The sequence below is a fragment of the Pseudophaeobacter sp. genome, from assembly GCF_039971195.1.
In the GTDB taxonomy this organism is placed as follows: domain Bacteria; phylum Pseudomonadota; class Alphaproteobacteria; order Rhodobacterales; family Rhodobacteraceae; genus Pseudophaeobacter.
Genome location: NZ_JBDWPJ010000128.1, coordinates 1 through 15,200 on the forward strand (window position 1 = coordinate 1; position 15,200 = coordinate 15,200).

Here is a 15,200-nt window from a genome sequence, read left to right on the forward strand (position 1 = left end):
TGGAAAAGCATCGGCAGCACGGAAGTTCTGATCTCGGACGAGACCTCGGTTGCCTATTCCACCCGCGGGCTTTTCAAACGCTATGTGGTGCTGCCCTCGGCGCTACTGACCCAGTCCGATGACCTGAAACTCACCCTGGCGCATGAGCTGCAGCATTTCCGCCAGCGCGATATAGAATGCGAATTCCTGCTGGAACTGCTGCGGCCCCTGCTGTTCTGGAATCCCGCCTTTTACCTCTGGCGCCGCGAAGTCCGCCATCTGCGCGAATTTGCCTGCGATCAGGCGCTGATGGCTCGTCCGGGTCTGGATATCCGCGCCTATTGCGAATGCCTGATCCGCGCCTGCGCTCAGGCCGCTCAGGAACGGGTTTTCTTTACCCGCCGCAGCCCCGCCGTAGCGCTGGTCGACCGGCGTGAAACCCGCAGCAACTCGACCCTGCAGCAACGTATCATCGCCGTTACCGCACAGGCACCCCACGGGGAAACCGGCTTTGGCTGGGTGCTGGTCTCGGGATTGATGGTGACCTCTGTTCTGGCCACCGCCATGCTGATGCAGCGCCCTGGAGACTGGAGCCATGACCGGTTGATGCTCTCGACCATCGTCAATCTGGAGCGTATGGCCAGCCGCAACGCCGCCCCCACCAGCACCGCTGCCACCTCGGCCAATGCGATCCTACAGGGCAGCTTCATGCCCGCCGCCTCGCAATAGGGCAACTACTTCCCGCTGCTCTGTCGCCTCACCGCGTGGGGGCGTCAGCCCTGTTGGGCCTGATCCCAATCTGCGTCTTGGCTTTCGCCCCAATCCGCCCCCCCTGAGCTCTCTGGAACCGCTTGGCCAAGCTGGAAGCGCGATACGATACCAGACAGGCTGGTGGATTCCTGTTGCAACAACTGGCTGGAAGCCGAAGCCTCCTCGGCCATGGCCGCATTCTGCTGGGTGACACTGTCCAGGGTGCTCATCGAGCCATTGATATCTTCCAGCCCTTTGGACTGCCTGCGTACCCCCTCGGCGATCTCGCTAACCAGGCCGGAAACTCCGCTCACCTGCGCGATAATGTCAGAGAAGGCTGTGCCTGCGCGCCCCACCATGGCCACCCCATTGGCGACATGTTCCTCACTGGCCGAGGTCAGCCCCTTGATCTCCCCGGCTGCAGTCGAGGCGCGCAGGGCCAGGGCCCGCACCTCGGAGGCGACAACCGCAAATCCGGCGCCGGCAGAACCCGCCCGTGCGGCCTCCACCCCGGCGTTGAGCGCCAGCAGATTGGTCTGGAAGGCGATGTCGTCGATCATGTTGATAATCTTGGCGATCTCGCTTGAGGTCTCCTGAATCTGATCCATCGCCTGCACCGCAGAGGTCACCACCCCGGTGCTGCCTTCCGCCTCTTCGCGGGTCTTGCCCATAGCGGCATCCATCTGCACCGCCTGTTCGGCAGTGGTACGAATACCATCTGTGAGCTCGCGCAGGGCAGAAGCGGTTTTCTCCAGCGTCGAGGCCTGGCTTTCGGTACGATGCGCCATTTCATCGGCGGCCGAGCTTTGTTCCTGCGAGAACCGGCCCACATTTTCAGAGGCCCCGACAACCTCTCCCATGGAGTCGCGCAGATTGACCAGGCTGTGATTGAAGTTCTCGCGCAGGGCCTCATAGTGTTCCGCAAAGGGCTGCTGAATATCGCAGGCAAGGTTACCGCCTTGCAATTGCGACAGTGCACCACTCATTTCCTCAACCACCGCAGCGGTTTGACGGGCCACCTGCACTTCGCGCGCGGCGGCGGCATCCGCCTGTTGCAGCTTTTCGCGCAGACTGTCGAGGCTGCGCGCCAATTCCCCCAATTCATCACCCCGCGCCTTGCCGGTGATATCGACCTCATAGTCCTCCTCTGCCATGGCATTTGTGACCTGTCGCAGAGCCTGAATCGGCCCGGTCACCCGGCGGGCTGCGGTAAACCCGACCAAAGAGGCCACCAGGAGCAGCCCCGCGATGATGCCCATCCCCGTCAGCCGGATCTGGTTCAGCTCGGCAAAGGCCGTTACCTCATCCGTTTCCAGAACCAATGTCCAGCTGAAACCGGGTAGATCGAGCGGCAGGATCAGAGCGCTGGCCGTGCCGCCTGCCAGGGCGGGCACCCCGTCAAGGCGTCCGGCTTCGCGAGCGCGGGCTGCAAGGGTCTGCGGCCTCTCTGGCAAAGCGTCCAGCACGCCAAACTGGTCCCCAACCGACGAGGGGCTGCGGGCCAACCCGTCTTCGCTAACCAGATAGATGTTTTGATGCGCCGTATCTTCCAGGTTTTTGGTCAGAGCCTGCACCACACCGGCACTGCCAAGTCGCACTGCAATCACCCCAACAATTTTCTGCCGCTTGTTGACCACCGGCGTCGCCAAAAAGGCCGAGGGCACCGCGCCTGCGGGTCCATAAATGGTGAAATCCGAATGCACCACATGGCCGGGCTCTGCCACCAGCGCCTCGGCAAACAACTGGCCCAGACCGGTTTCAGCCAGTTCGCCGGTGGCAAAGCTATTGGCAAAGTCATTCAGTTTGTTGACCGAATAGATCAGCAGTCCCGCTTCATCAAAAAGATAGAGATCCTCATAGCCATTCAGCTCCACTGTGCGCTGAAAGGTCGGATGATAGCTGTTATGAGACTGACTGTAATAGGACCCATCACCGGGATCGACCAACAGGGCACGTTGATCAAGCGGATTGGGGTTTTCGCTGCCATAAACCCGTTTCAGGTAGGCAATGGGGTCGGGCTCTTCGATCATGCCAATGACGCGGGTAAAATTACTGACCGCGCGAAACACGGTTGGCTGGGCGGCCTGGCTGGCCAGGTTTGAATGCGCCGAAGAGATCAGAAACTCCAACGCCTGAGCGCCGGCTTTGGCTTCGATCTCATGGGCGGAATAGATGTTCTTGCGGATGCTTTTTTCCGCCATGGAATAGATCATAAAGGCCACGGTCACCATAAGGGTCGCGGTCAAGGCCACCATCATGATTGGCAGCTTTGCCTTTAGTGGCAGCGTAGAGAGTTTGAACATCATCAGATCCTAGCCATTGCATCGCCCGCACCTTCAAAGAGAAGGACGGACCCTAGGTCAAATGCCAGAAAAGCCCTGCCAAAAGATTGATTTGTGCGATTTCCGCTCAGAACGATCCTAGGAAGACCGGAAAAGACAATACCAAACCCCGGATACTGGCTTGAATTATGAAGACAAATCTTTACGCCTAATTTTTGACCACCCTAGAACCGCTGCGGAGAAAATGGATCCAATATCAACTCTGGAGCCTGTTCAAGAACCAGATCCGCCACCAATTCGGCCGTCGCAGCCGATTGTGTCAGCCCCAAATGACCATGGCCAAAGGCATAGATCACAGCCTCAGAGGTGTGGGATCTGCCGATCACCGGCAGGCTGTCCGGCATCGAGGGGCGAAAACCCATCCACTGGCTGCCTCCAGCAGTATCCAGCCCCGGCATAAACCCTGTGGCCTTTTTCAACAGCACTTCGGCGCGTTTGAAATTCGGGGGCAGCTCCAGCCCGCCAAGCTCGACCGCGCCGCCAATGCGCACCCCGCCATTGATCCGGCTGGCTACAAACCCATGCGCCCCAAAGGTCACATGGGTGCGCAGATCAAAAGCCCTGGCGGGCAGGGTGGTATTGTAACCGCGTTCGGTCTCCAGTGGCAGCTGATCCCCAAGATCTCGCGCCAACTGGTGTGACCAGGCCCCGGCGGCCAGCACCACCCGGTCCGGGGTCACCCGGTAGCTCGCCAGTTCCAACGCGGCCGAGTTGCGATCCGCCACAAGGGAATTAACCTCCTGCACTTCGACGCGACCGCCCCGTGCCAGGAACTGCCCGGCCAAGAATTCACACCAGGCTTTGGGATCGGTGGTATTGATCCAATCCGGGGTAAAACCCGCATGGGTAAACTGGCTACTCAATCCAGGTTGGATTTCGGCGATTTCCTCAGGGCTCTGCAACAGATCATAACGCGTTCCAACGGCGCCGCGCGCCTCCCAGCCCGGTAGGCTGGCGCGATACTCTGCTTCGCCTTCGAACAGCAACAACTGACCATCGCGCTGGATCAGGTGCTCCCCATCGGTGTCGTGGATCTGTCGTTCCAGCGCGACACGTGCAAGCCCCATCAATGCAGCCTGGGCCTTTAGTGAAGCCTCGTAGCGATCCCGCTGGCTGGCCCGCCAGAAGCGCAGGAGCCAGGGGGCGAGCCGCAGCGCATAGCGCGGTGGAATCGACAAAGGCCCCATCGGGTCCAGCAGCCATTTTGGTGCCTTGCGCATCATCCCCGGTGTAGCCAGGGGGATGATCTCACTAAAGGCAAAGGCCCCGGCATTGCCCGCCGAGGCCTCAGCGGCCAGGCCTTTGCGATCATAGATGGTCACCTGATGGCCCAGGCTTTGCAGACGCAAAGCGGCACTGACCCCAATGATACCGCCGCCAATAACGGCGATGGTCATACCCGCCTTTGTTGTCGGGTTTTGTGTCGCCAACTTGCCCATTGTGGACCTCATTCTGCCAGTCATCCATCGGAGGCGATTCCACGCCTCCGATGGATGTTATGGTCCGAACTCATGGCAGCGTATAGGCTGTCTTTACTCGGGTGTAGAACTCTGCCGCATAGGAGCCCTGCTCGCGGGCACCATAGCTTGATCCCTTGGTGCCGCCGAAGGGCACATGATAGTCTACCCCCGCCGTGGGCAGGTTGACCATCACCATGCCGGCCTCGGCATTGGCTTTGAAATGGCTTGCCCGTTTCAGCGAGGTGGTGCAGATCCCGGCGCTGAGGCCAAAGTCGCTGTCATTGGCCAGGCTCAAGGCCTCTTCATAATCGCGGGCGCGCAGCACCGAGGCCACCGGGCCGAAGACCTCCTCTTGGTTGATGCGCATCTCATTGCTGGTCTCAGTCACCAGCGCGGGGGCCATATAGAACCCTTCTTGCTCCAGAGACAGGCGCTCGCCACCAATAACCTTTCCACCCTCCTGCGCCGCGACCTGCAGATAAGAGAGGTTCTGATCCAGTTGGTGCCCGTCCACCACCGGCCCCATCTGAATGCCGCTCTCCAGCGCATTGCCCACGCGCAGGCCCTGCATCGCTGCCGTCAGCACCGCGACAAAGCGATCGTGGACACCCTCGGTGACGATGAGCCGCGACGAGGCCGTGCAGCGCTGACCCGTGGAATAGAAGGCACCATTCAGGCAGGCTTCCACCGCCAAATCCAGATCCGCATCATCCAGCACCACCATGGGGTTTTTGCCGCCCATCTCCAGCTGCACCTTTTTCATCGACTGGGCACAGGAGACTGCAATGCCGCGCCCCGTTGGAACCGAGCCGGTAAAGGAGATTGCATCGACATCGCTGTGCTCCACCAGATGCTGGCCCACCACCGAACCCTGACCAAAGATCAGATTGAACACCCCCTCTGGCAACCCCGAACGCGAGATGATTTCGGCCAGGGCCCAGGCACATCCGGGGGTGAGTTCAGCCGGTTTCAGCACCACTGCATTGCCATAGGCCAAGGCCGGGGCGATTTTCCAGGCCGGGATGGCAATGGGGAAGTTCCAGGGGGTGATCAGCCCGACCACGCCAACCGGCGCCCGGGTCACATCGACCTCGACACCGGGCCGTACCGAGGCCAGGCGATCACCGGTCTGACGCAGGCATTCACCAGCAAAGAACTTGAAGATCTGACCTGCGCGGGCGGCCTCGCCAATGCCTTCGGGCAGGGTCTTGCCCTCTTCGCGTGATAACAATTGTCCCAGCTCTGCCTTGCGGGCCAGGATCTCGCTGCCAATGAAGTCCAGCACATCAAACCGCGCTTGTGGCGTTGCCCCGGCCCAACCGGGAGCAGCTGCCTTGGCGCTAGAAATGGCGCGGTCCATATCCGCCGTGCCGCCCAAAGCGGCCTGCCCCAATATGTCGCCGGTATCCGAGGGGTTCACGTTGGGGCGGGCCTCTGTGGTCGCTTCCCAGCTGCCTGCGATCAGGTTTTTGTAGTCCATTATCTTCTCTTCCTTTTGCCGGTTCAGGTCTGTTTTCAGGCCCGAATACCGCTGCGATAGGGGTCGTTTGGTGCAAAAATCAGGGTTGTTTCTGCAGTGACATGGGCCTCGCCTTCGATCCGGGGGACCACGCGGCCTTGTGCATCGCGGTGATAGGTCAGATGATAGGTGCTGCCGATGATGCTTTCCTGGATCCACAGGGTATCAGGATCGAGCATCCTATCCTCGGCGAGGCAGGCCAGTTTGGCGGAACAGCCGGTGCCGCAGGGGGAGCGGTCATAGGCCCCACCGGGACAGAGCACAAAGTTTCGGGCATTCGCCTGTGCAGACTGCGGCCCCGCAATGAACTCGACATGGTCGATCTCGGCGCCCCTGTCTCCGGTGACCCCCTGTGCCTGCAAAGCCGCCCGAATATCCAGCGCCGCAGCCGTGAGCCTGGGGATATTTTCAAGGTCCAGATCCGCCGGGCAGTCCGGCGTCAGAAAGAACCAATTCCCGCCCCAGGCGACATCGCCCATGATCTGCCCCTGCCCTGGCACCTCTAGGGTCAGCCCCTTTGATTTGCGGTAGCTAGGCACGTTCTCCACCACGGCCCGGTTGGGCGACAGCAGCTCCACCTCGACCACCCCGACCGGGGTTTCAAGCCGGTGGGTGCCAAGCCCCACCCGTCCCAGATGGAACAGGGTGACGATGGTGCCAATAGTAGCATGTCCACACATGCCAAGCGCCCCAACCGGGTTGAAATAGATCACCGACGCCGCACAGCTGGGGTCCTCTGGCGGCAGCAACAGAGCGCCCACCATGGCGTCATGGCCACGCGGCTCTAGCAGGGCCGCGGTACAGAAATCCGCGTGCTCTGTCGTGAGCCGTGCGGCACGATCCGCAAGCGCGCCAGAACCAAGATCCGGCGCGCCGCTCAGGATCAGCCGTGTAGGTTCCCCGCCGGTATGGCTGTCGATGACCCGCATTGTCAGGCTGTGCCTGACTGGGCGACCCAGCCCGCATACCAGGTTTTGAACAGCGTATATTGTGCCTCAACATAGTGGCGCTGACTGTCAGACAGGGCGTCGCTCTGGTTGAAGTGCAGGCTGTATTCCGCATCGCCGTTCAACACCATCAGGTGCTTGTAATAGAGTACCAGATCCGGCCCCTCATCAAAGGAGGACAACACCGCCAGCGCCTCTTCCAGCTCTTTGGCCCGGTGGCGCGCTGCCACATCACCAGCGGCGGCCTGTTTGCACAGGTCTACCAGATGCAGAACCTCACGTGGCAAGGCATTGCCTATCCCGGTGATGGCCCCAGTAGCACCACAGTTCACAAAGCCATGAAACACCGTGGTGTCGACGCCAATCATCAGGGTGACACTGTCATCGCGTGAGGTGATGTTTTCAGCCGCGTAGCGCAGATCCTGAGCGCCGCCAAATTCCTTAAAACCAATCAGGTTGGGATGGTCGCCGCGCAGCTCAAAGAACAGATCCGCGCGGGTGGCAAAGCCGTAATAGGGACTGTTGTAGATCACCGCTGGCAGGTCGGGGGCGGCAGAGAGTACAGCCTTGAAATGCGCCTTCTGGGCGGTGCTGGACGGCCCACGCGACAACACGCGTGGGATGACCATCAGCCCTTGAGCGCCGACCTCGGCCGCATGGGCGGCATGGGCCGCCGCAAGCCGGGAGTTCACCGCACCTGTGCCAACAATGGTCGGCACGCCTGCCTCGACCAGACGGGCGACGCCTTCCATCCGCTCTGCATCGGTGAGCAGCGGCCAGTCCCCCATGGAGCCACAATAGACCACCGCCGACATGCCCGCCGCGATCAACTCCTGCCCCTTGCGCACCAGGGCGTCAAAATCCGGGCGGCGGTCTGCGGTGCAGGGGGTCATCAGGGCCGGGATACAGCCTGCGAAAATGTCTGAAGTCATAAGAAGATCCTTACAGGGCCAGCCGCTCTGGCCGGGGGTGACGAAACCAATCCAACGCCCCTCGCCGTCTCATCTGTGAGAACTGTCCGGGGTTGCGCCAAATCGATGGGCTTGGCCCCTTCTATTTCATATTGGATCCAATTTACAATATATTTTCTCACCAAGCTTTCCTTGGCAGTCAAACACCGTTATGAACAGGGCTGAAGGAGTCCCTTATGAAGTTGAATTCTGTTGATATTTCAAAGACCGCCTCGGCGTCTTCGATCGTATTCGAGGCGCTGCGCAAGGCGATCATTGAGGGGGATGTGCAGGAAGGCGAGCCGCTGCGTCAGGACGAAATTGCCAAACTGTTCAACACCAGCCGAATCCCGGTCCGCGAGGCCATTTCCCGGCTCGAAGAACAGGGACTGGTCAAAACCCAGCGCTACAAGGGCGCCGTGGTGTCGGGCCTGTCACCGGATGAAGCCGAGGAAATCTTTGACTTTCGCGCCCTGATCGAACCCGAGGTGATCCGCCGGGCGGTGCCTTTGATGTCGCCAGAAACCCTGGAAACCGCCCGCGCCTCCTGGGCCGCCTTTTCAGCCTCTGCCGACCCGATGAGCTGGGGGGATCTGAACCGGGATTTTCACTCTACTCTCTACCGGGCCAGCGGATTGCAATACCATCTCGACGTGATCGACAACGCTATGGACCGGATTGATCGCTATCTGCGCGCCCAGCTGATCCTGTCAAACGGGATGGAGCGCGCCAATGAAGAGCATATTGCGATCTGGGAGGCCTGCCTGGCCGGCAATGCGGCACAGGCCGCAGAGCTGACCCGACTACATATCACCGGCGCGCGGGAATCTTTGCTGCAAAACATCAGCAACCTGCGCTAACCCAAAAAAACGCGGCGCCAGCCTCCAGGAACCGCGTTTCAAATTCGTCTCAACAGTGGCGCGTTCAGAGCAGCGCCAGGTTGACAGCGGCCTCACGACCGTCGCGGCCGGGCTCGATGTCAAAGCTCACCTTTTGGTCGTCTGCCAGACCGGTGAGGCCAGAGCGTTCAACAGCAGAAATATGCACAAACACGTCCTTGCTGCCGCCGTCAGGCGCGATGAAGCCGAAGCCCTTTGTAGAGTTGAACCATTTTACGGTGCCAGTGGCCATTTCCGTAATCTCCCTTAGAAACGCTGCCCGCAGGGTGCGGCAGCCCGGCGTTGTTAAGTCTGGATCGAAGACTGAACGCCATTAAACGGAGACAGCAGGTCGACATAGATATACAAGCCCCAAAAATATGCGGCTGCTTGGTCAACCTTTCAAGAGGGTTGCGCAGTTTTCCCGCCTCAGGCGAAAATTCGCCCCCTTGCTCGAAAGACCGAGCCTATGACCTTTTTTCTGGGACCCAGTAGAGAGCGAGGCCAAAGCCTCAGAGTACTGCAAGTAAACCATGGTTTAGGTACTGAGATGTAGGCCTTTTCGGCCTGCCAGCAGTTCACTCTCTTACAGATCAGATACCTCGGCTGACGCAGCAATCGGCATATGCGTCACACCAAGTTCAAAACACGATCAATCACATAGTCGGTTTGCTCTGGCGTTTGCGCGGGACACATTGGCAAGCTGATCACTTCATCGGCCATTTGCTCTGAGATTGCAAAGTGGCCTTTGCCGTAGCCCAACTCAGTATAGGCCTGCTGCAAATGCGGCGGGATTGGATAATGTATCACCGTTGCAATACCAGCTTTTTGCAACCTTTCCTGAAACGCATCTCGCTGCGGGTGACGCAAGACATAAAGATGCCAAACAGGTTCAGCCCACTCTGGCACATGCGGCGTTAAAAGGCCTGCCTTTTCGAAAGCCTGCGTGTATCGAGATGCCACGTCACGACGCCTGGCATTCCACTGATCCAGCTGCGTTAGTTTCACTGACAAAATCGCGGCCTGCAAAGTGTCCAGACGACTATTTACCCCTTTGATATCATTTACATACTTCACCTCAGACCCATAGTTCCTCATCAATGCGACATGGGCAGCAATGCTGGGGTCGTCTGTTGTCAGCGCGCCCCCATCTCCAAGCGCACCGAGGTTCTTGGTGGGGTAGAAGCTGAACGTTGCAGTGCCGGAAGATCCGATGCGTTGCGATTTGTACCGCGCTCCGTGGGCCTGGGCAGCATCCTCGAGAATGGGGATATTATGCGCCTGTGCCACCTGTCGCAGCGCATCCATATCCGCAGGCTGACCATAGAGGTGAACGACCAGAATGGCCTTTGTCTTTGCAGTAATCGCCGCAGCCACCCGGAGCGGATCAATGTTAAAAGTCGCGACATCCGGCTCCACCGGCACAGGTGTGGCGCCGCATTGGCTCACGGCCAGCCAGGTCGCAATATAGGTGTTTGCCGGTACAATCACCTCATCGCCCGGACCAACGCCCATACTGGCAAGCCCTAGCCGTAGCGCATCCAAGCCATTTGCAACACCAATACAATTGGCAGCCTGTGAATAGGTGGCAAATTCACTTTCGAACCGCGCGAGCGGCGAGCCGAAGATGTAAGTTCCGGAATGCGCTACTTCTAACATGGCAGCATCCATCTGAGGTCGAATTTCAGATGTCGCCTTCAACAGATCTAGAAACGGGACCCTCATGAGCGTCCCACCGCTTTGAGATAGTCCTGCCGACTGCGGATATAATCCGCCTCGTCATAGGTTTCGGAGGCCAAAACCATGCATACGGATCCAGAAGAAAAGTTGTCGAGATAGCGCCACATCATCGGACAAATGTAGAGACCGTAATACGAACGGTTCATGTGAAAACGTTTCTGTTCCGACCCGTCATCCAGAAGAATGTCAAAACTGCCCGACATACAGATGACAAACTGATGCAGGTTTTTATGTGCGTGCTCTCCCCGATCACTGCCGCCTGGCACATCGTAGAGATAGTAGACACGCTTGACGTCAAAGGGGATATGGGTGCCCCCCTCGATGAAGGTCAGATTACCACGGACATCTGATATTTTGGGCAACTCAATGATATGGCAGTCTTTTAGGGGCACGGGAAATTACTCGCTTTCATCTTTCAACTGTCTTATATACGTTTTGCACGAAATCGAAACACTGCTCTACAGTGCAATTTTAAGGTGGATTATGCCACAACACTTGCTGATCATAGGGGCTGGCGAGTTCGCAGACATCGCCTATGAGTATTTTACAGTCGACAGTAACTACACTGTGGTGGGCTTTGCGGTAGAACGTGAGTTTCTCGGTGAAACAGAGAAATTCGGCTTGCCAGTGGTCGCACTGGAAGATGCACCGGACCAATTCGATGCCAGCAAAGTCTCAGCGCATGTGGCCGTGACATCCACCCAACTCAATCGAGTGAGAGCGCGGCTGATTGATGCCGCAAAATCCCAAGGTTACAGGCTTGCGAACTTCATCAGCCCTCACGCTATGGTTTGGCGTACCGCAGAGTTGGGAGATAATGTTTTCATATTTGAAAACAATGTCATACAGCATGGCGTTGCAATTGAAGACGGCTGTGTTTTATGGTCAGGGAACCATGTGGGGCATCAGACCCGAATTCGAGAGAACTGCTTTGTGTCGTCTCATGTGGTCATCTCAGGCTATTGCGATATCGGAGCACGCAGTTTTGTGGGCGTTAACGCGTCTTTTGCAGACAAGGTAAGTACCCCAGAGGATTGCCTTGTGGGCATGGCTGCCGTGGTAACCAAAAGCTTTGACACTCCCGGTTTGATCTTGAACGGAAACCCCGCCGAAGCATCGCGTGTCAGCGCGTATCGGTATTACAAGATAAAGCCCTGAAATGGCCTGGATCAAACGAGGATTAATCCACTGCCCAGACGGTCAGAACGGCTGGGATCAGCATTCGTTCATGACACCCTGCCCCTGGCAGAAAGACGCAGAAACTCTCCGTCTTTTTGGTGGCGTGCGCGATGCTCAGGGGATCAGCCGGATCGGATGGGTTGATGTGGATGCCGCAAACCCGGCGCGGGTAAAGGCCAGCTCTGAAGTGCCTGCCCTCGACCTGGGGGCAGCGGGTATGTTTGACGACAACGGCGTGATCCTAGGCGATGTCATAGAGACCCCTGAGCGTATATTGCGCCTGTACTATGTGGGGTTTCAACTGGTAGAGAAGGCCAAATTCCTAGCCTTTACCGGAGTGGCTGAGAGCCGGGATCAGGGCCAGTCCTTCGAGCGCCTGCAACCCACTCCGATCATTGACCGCTGCCCCGAAGGGCCCTTTATTGGCGCCCTGCATTCAATTGCTCCCCTGCCCGAAGGCGGCTTTCGTGCCTGGATTGCACGAGGGCAGGGCTGGGAAGACATCGAAGGCCGGCTTTTTCCACGTTATGACTGCTGGACCCTGACAAGCGCTGACGGTGTGACCTTTGACAATGCTTCTGCTCAGCAGATCATCACACCGGGTCCCGATGAGTACCGTATCGGGCGTCCACGTGCCACGGCGCTGGCGGATGGCACATGGGAACTGCGCGCGACATCAGATACCCGCGCCAAACAATATGCGCATTTCCGCTTTACCTCTGCTGATGGGGTGCAGTTTACCCGCACAGAAGACGAGGAACTGCCACGCGGTGAAGCCGGTGAGTGGGACAATGAAATGACCTGCTATCCAGCCGCACTCACCACAACCAAGGGGCGTCGCTTTCTGTTCTACAACGGGAACGACATGGGCCGTTCCGGTGTGGGATATGCTGAATGGGTCGCGTGATGGGAGCAGATATGGATCTCACGATACGCCGTTATACCCCCGAAGACGCAGAGACCTGGGCGGGTTTTATTCGCACCGCCAGCAATGCAACCTTTCTGCATGAACGTGGGTTCATGGACTACCACGCAGATCGCTTCACAGATCATTCTCTGATTTTTGAAAACGACGGAAAGACCTTAGCACTGCTGCCTGCCAATGCAGTGGGTAAAACACTGCATTCTCATAGCGGGCTGACCTATGGTGGTTTCCTGGTGGCCCCAGCGACCACGGCCGCGGCCATGGTTGAGATCGTCTCTGCTTTGCGCCCCTATCTGCGGGCGCAGGGGTTTGAAGTCCTGTCCTACAAGCCCAGTCCTCACATCTTTCACACTCAACCCTCGGAAGCTGACCTTTATGCCTTGATCTCTAACGGGGCCCGGCTGGTGCGCAGTGATTTGGCGGCGGCCATCCCCTTGGCTCAGCGACTTCCCTTTAGTTCGGGGCGCAAATATGGTGCTAAAAAAGCGCTTAAGGCACGCCTACACATCGCAGAGAGTGCCGATTTGCCTAGCTACTGGGGTATCCTTGCGGAGGCTCTCTTAAACCAGCACGATGCGCAGCCCACACACAGTTTGGACGAGATCACTCTGCTGCAAGCGCGGTTTCCCGATAAAATTCGCCTCTTTGGTACTTTTGACGGTGACACTATGCTGGCGGGCACCCTGATCTTTGATTGCGGGCAAGCCGTGCACACCCAATATATCGCCACGTCTCAGGTCGGGCGGGAGCATGGTGCCTTGGATCTGTTGATGCAGCATTTGATCGGCGAGGTGTTTGCCAAACGCAGCTGGTTCAGTTTTGGCATCTCAACAACCAATGGGGGACAGGACCTGAACGTTGGTTTGTCGCGCCAAAAGGAAATGTTTGGTGGACGCAGCCTGACCTTCAATCACTACCTTTGGAACCTGGTATGATCCGACTGGAAAGCCAATCAGATTTGATGGCGGATCTTGGGGGACTATCTGTCATGTTGCGTACGGCAGCCCTTCAGGCCACAACACTCAACGATGCCCTGCGATTTGCTAAGCTCTATGGCCGCCTGCACTGGGATAATATTTCAGGTCATTTTGGCGATGAAGCGCTGGAAGACGCTCTCCATAAACGATGGGCAGGTGCTTTTCCTGCGACGAAGCAACCTGCTTTGGAAGGGATCACCCATTTACATGTGGCAAGCCGCGTCTATGGTCAGGGTGGCCATAGTAGGCTTTTGCGCTATGTGTCCAAGGGCCTGGCCCCATATGGGCGCCAAGCTTTGGTTTTGACCGATTCACGCAAGACAAATGATCTTTCCGGCATGCCGAGCAGCATTTTGAAGCTGTCAGGTGACCCAGCTGCACGCGTGAGTGCCCTGGTGGCCGCTGCAGCGCAGGCCGAGGCGGTATTGCTGCATATCCACCCAGACGACATCGGAGCAGCCCTGGCTGCGAGAATTCTGCGCTCGCAGGGGAAGAAAATTCTCTTCGTCAACCACGCCGATCATGTCTTCAGCTTTGGAGCTGGAGCAGCTTCCGCTGTTTTGGAAATCTGTGCGACAGGCTGGAAGACCACCAAGACCCGGCGTCAGGCTGTAGCACAAAGCTTCATGGGAATTCCGATTGTCGAAAACAGCCGGAAACCCGAACAATGGACCGGAAATCGAACAGGGGCCATCGTCTCGATGGGCGGCGGAGGCAAATTCCAACCCAGTGATAAACTCAGTTTCCCCAAGCTTTTGGCCGAGCTTTTGCCCCGTGTTCCCAACAAGGTCGTGTTGATTGGGCCTTCTGCTAAAGATCCCTGGTGGAGAGCGGTTGCAGAGGCATTTCCGGACCGGATTGAACTGCGGGGTGTCTTACCCTTTCAGGAAGTTGAAGAGATTTTGAAGGGTTGCGCTTGTTATGTGGACAGTTTCCCGCTGGATGGTGGCACTGCCTATCCGCAGACTGCAGCTCTAGGCGTGCCTTGTTTTGGCTTGAACGCTGCCGAGGCCCCGGGTGTCAGTCCAACGGATCGCTTAAGGTTCCAGTCGCAAGAGCAACTGGAGGAGGGCCTGGTGGCATATCTCACAGGCGGGGACTATCCCTTTGACCAAGATGGGGTGATCTCCACTATCCTTCAGGACTTTTCTGCCGAGGCCGTTTCCAAGCGGGTTCTATCAGCACTGCGCGGAGACTGTATCGGATTGCCGAATTATCTGGGTTTTCTGGGACAGCGCAGTTCTGATTACAACGCCAAGCGCTGGATCGACGAAAAGACACTTCATCTGCCAAAACGTATTTGGAAGGGACTTTCTTTCGCGTCCAGGAAGAAGCTATTGTCAAAAATTTCAAAGTCTGACCTGTCTGCTTTGGTCAAAAAGAAGCTGCGCCAGCGTATTTTCTTGACTTGGTAGCGCGAGCGAGGCGATGCGCTTGCTGGAGCGCGGGTATGCTATGCAAAAATTCTTCCCGGCCGAAGCCGCAGGCGGAGCCCCGGCCCTCAAAGCCATTGGCGCACCGCTGCCCCAGATCAGTTTCTGCCCCACCGGTGGC

Annotated in this window: 14 protein-coding genes and 1 pseudogene; 7 read left to right on the forward strand and 8 right to left on the reverse strand. The window is 58.0% G+C overall.

The window, feature by feature from the left end; all coding sequences use genetic code 11:
- Nucleotides 1-708 (forward strand): M56 family metallopeptidase (locus ABJP42_RS11330; protein ID WP_348340419.1); only part of this gene is annotated, 708 nt, incomplete at its 5' end.
- 44 nt (nt 709-752) lie between these two features.
- Here ABJP42_RS11330 and ABJP42_RS11335 read toward each other — a convergent pair.
- The 5 genes from ABJP42_RS11335 to ABJP42_RS11355 form a co-directional block, all read right to left on the reverse strand.
- A complete protein-coding gene (locus tag ABJP42_RS11335) occupies nt 753-3,032 on the reverse strand; it encodes a methyl-accepting chemotaxis protein (RefSeq protein ID WP_348340420.1) in 2,280 nt (759 codons plus the stop codon).
- 203 nt (nt 3,033-3,235) lie between these two features.
- Nucleotides 3,236-4,522 (reverse strand): NAD(P)/FAD-dependent oxidoreductase, encoded by a 1,287-nt coding sequence (locus ABJP42_RS11340; protein ID WP_348340421.1) that lies wholly within the window; start codon nt 4,520-4,522, stop codon nt 3,236-3,238.
- Nucleotides 4,523-4,580: 58 nt separating this feature from the next.
- Nucleotides 4,581-6,011: an aldehyde dehydrogenase family protein gene (locus ABJP42_RS11345; RefSeq protein ID WP_348340422.1), complete on the reverse strand. Its 1,431-nt coding sequence runs from the start codon at nt 6,009-6,011 to the stop codon at nt 4,581-4,583.
- 35 nt (nt 6,012-6,046) lie between these two features.
- On the reverse strand, nt 6,047-6,979 hold the full coding sequence (locus tag ABJP42_RS11350) for a 4-hydroxyproline epimerase (RefSeq protein ID WP_348340423.1): 933 nt from the start codon (nt 6,977-6,979) through the stop codon (nt 6,047-6,049).
- Nucleotides 6,980-6,981: 2 nt separating this feature from the next.
- On the reverse strand, nt 6,982-7,929 hold the full coding sequence (locus ABJP42_RS11355; RefSeq protein WP_348340424.1) for a dihydrodipicolinate synthase family protein: 948 nt from the start codon (nt 7,927-7,929) through the stop codon (nt 6,982-6,984).
- Between the two features lie 215 nt (nt 7,930-8,144).
- Between ABJP42_RS11355 and ABJP42_RS11360 the strand changes: the two genes are divergently transcribed.
- Complete coding sequence (locus tag ABJP42_RS11360) at nt 8,145-8,807, forward strand: GntR family transcriptional regulator (RefSeq protein ID WP_348340425.1); 663 nt, start codon at nt 8,145-8,147, stop codon at nt 8,805-8,807.
- 64 nt (nt 8,808-8,871) lie between these two features.
- Here ABJP42_RS11360 and ABJP42_RS11365 read toward each other — a convergent pair whose 3' ends face one another.
- The 3 genes from ABJP42_RS11365 to ABJP42_RS11375 all read right to left on the reverse strand — a co-directional run bounded on the left by ABJP42_RS11365 (nt 8,872) and on the right by ABJP42_RS11375 (nt 10,957).
- Complete coding sequence (locus ABJP42_RS11365; protein WP_348340426.1) at nt 8,872-9,078, reverse strand: cold-shock protein; 207 nt, start codon at nt 9,076-9,078, stop codon at nt 8,872-8,874.
- 377 nt (nt 9,079-9,455) lie between these two features.
- Nucleotides 9,456-10,496 carry a DegT/DnrJ/EryC1/StrS family aminotransferase gene (locus ABJP42_RS11370; RefSeq protein WP_348340427.1) on the reverse strand — a complete coding sequence of 347 codons (1,041 nt, stop codon included), beginning with the start codon at nt 10,494-10,496 and terminating at the stop codon, nt 9,456-9,458.
- Nucleotides 10,497-10,546: 50 nt separating this feature from the next.
- The gene (locus tag ABJP42_RS11375; RefSeq protein WP_348340428.1) at nt 10,547-10,957 is read right to left on the reverse strand and encodes a sugar 3,4-ketoisomerase; all 411 of its coding nucleotides are present in this window, start codon (nt 10,955-10,957) and stop codon (nt 10,547-10,549) included.
- Between the two features lie 43 nt (nt 10,958-11,000).
- Here ABJP42_RS11375 and ABJP42_RS11380 point away from each other — a divergent pair, with 43 nt between their 5' ends.
- The 5 genes and pseudogenes from ABJP42_RS11380 to ABJP42_RS11400 all read left to right on the forward strand — a co-directional run.
- A complete protein-coding gene (locus tag ABJP42_RS11380; RefSeq protein ID WP_348340429.1) occupies nt 11,001-11,723 on the forward strand; it encodes an acetyltransferase in 723 nt (240 codons plus the stop codon).
- A 70-nt stretch (nt 11,724-11,793) separates the two neighbouring features.
- On the forward strand, nt 11,794-12,651 hold the full coding sequence (locus tag ABJP42_RS11385) for a hypothetical protein (protein WP_348340430.1): 858 nt from the start codon (nt 11,794-11,796) through the stop codon (nt 12,649-12,651).
- Nucleotides 12,639-13,604: a GNAT family N-acetyltransferase gene (locus tag ABJP42_RS11390; protein ID WP_348340431.1), complete on the forward strand. Its 966-nt coding sequence runs from the start codon at nt 12,639-12,641 to the stop codon at nt 13,602-13,604. Before ABJP42_RS11385 ends, ABJP42_RS11390 begins: the two co-directional genes overlap by 13 nt.
- On the forward strand, nt 13,601-15,061 hold the full coding sequence (locus ABJP42_RS11395) for a hypothetical protein (protein ID WP_348340432.1): 1,461 nt from the start codon (nt 13,601-13,603) through the stop codon (nt 15,059-15,061). Before ABJP42_RS11390 ends, ABJP42_RS11395 begins: the two co-directional genes overlap by 4 nt.
- Nucleotides 15,060-15,200, forward strand: a pseudogene (locus ABJP42_RS11400) (keto-deoxy-phosphogluconate aldolase); the annotation flags it as partial. The gene ABJP42_RS11395 and the pseudogene ABJP42_RS11400, both read left to right, overlap by 2 nt.

Bases quoted from the DNA above. Each gene is read 5' to 3' on its own strand.
- ABJP42_RS11335 (WP_348340420.1), bottom strand. From the start codon at position 3,032: ATGTTCAAACTCTCTACGCTGCCACTAAAGGCAAAGCTGCCAATCATG.
- ABJP42_RS11340 (WP_348340421.1), bottom strand. From the start codon at position 4,522: ATGAGGTCCACAATGGGCAAGTTGGCGACACAAAACCCGACAACAAAG.
- ABJP42_RS11345 (WP_348340422.1), bottom strand. From the start codon at position 6,011: ATGGACTACAAAAACCTGATCGCAGGCAGCTGGGAAGCGACCACAGAG.
- ABJP42_RS11350 (WP_348340423.1), bottom strand. From the start codon at position 6,979: ATGCGGGTCATCGACAGCCATACCGGCGGGGAACCTACACGGCTGATC.
- ABJP42_RS11355 (WP_348340424.1), bottom strand. From the start codon at position 7,929: ATGACTTCAGACATTTTCGCAGGCTGTATCCCGGCCCTGATGACCCCC.
- ABJP42_RS11360 (WP_348340425.1), top strand. From the start codon at position 8,145: ATGAAGTTGAATTCTGTTGATATTTCAAAGACCGCCTCGGCGTCTTCG.
- ABJP42_RS11365 (WP_348340426.1), bottom strand. From the start codon at position 9,078: ATGGCCACTGGCACCGTAAAATGGTTCAACTCTACAAAGGGCTTCGGC.
- ABJP42_RS11370 (WP_348340427.1), bottom strand. From the start codon at position 10,496: ATGGATGCTGCCATGTTAGAAGTAGCGCATTCCGGAACTTACATCTTC.
- ABJP42_RS11385 (WP_348340430.1), top strand. From the start codon at position 11,794: ATGACACCCTGCCCCTGGCAGAAAGACGCAGAAACTCTCCGTCTTTTT.
- ABJP42_RS11390 (WP_348340431.1), top strand. From the start codon at position 12,639: ATGGGTCGCGTGATGGGAGCAGATATGGATCTCACGATACGCCGTTAT.
- ABJP42_RS11395 (WP_348340432.1), top strand. From the start codon at position 13,601: ATGATCCGACTGGAAAGCCAATCAGATTTGATGGCGGATCTTGGGGGA.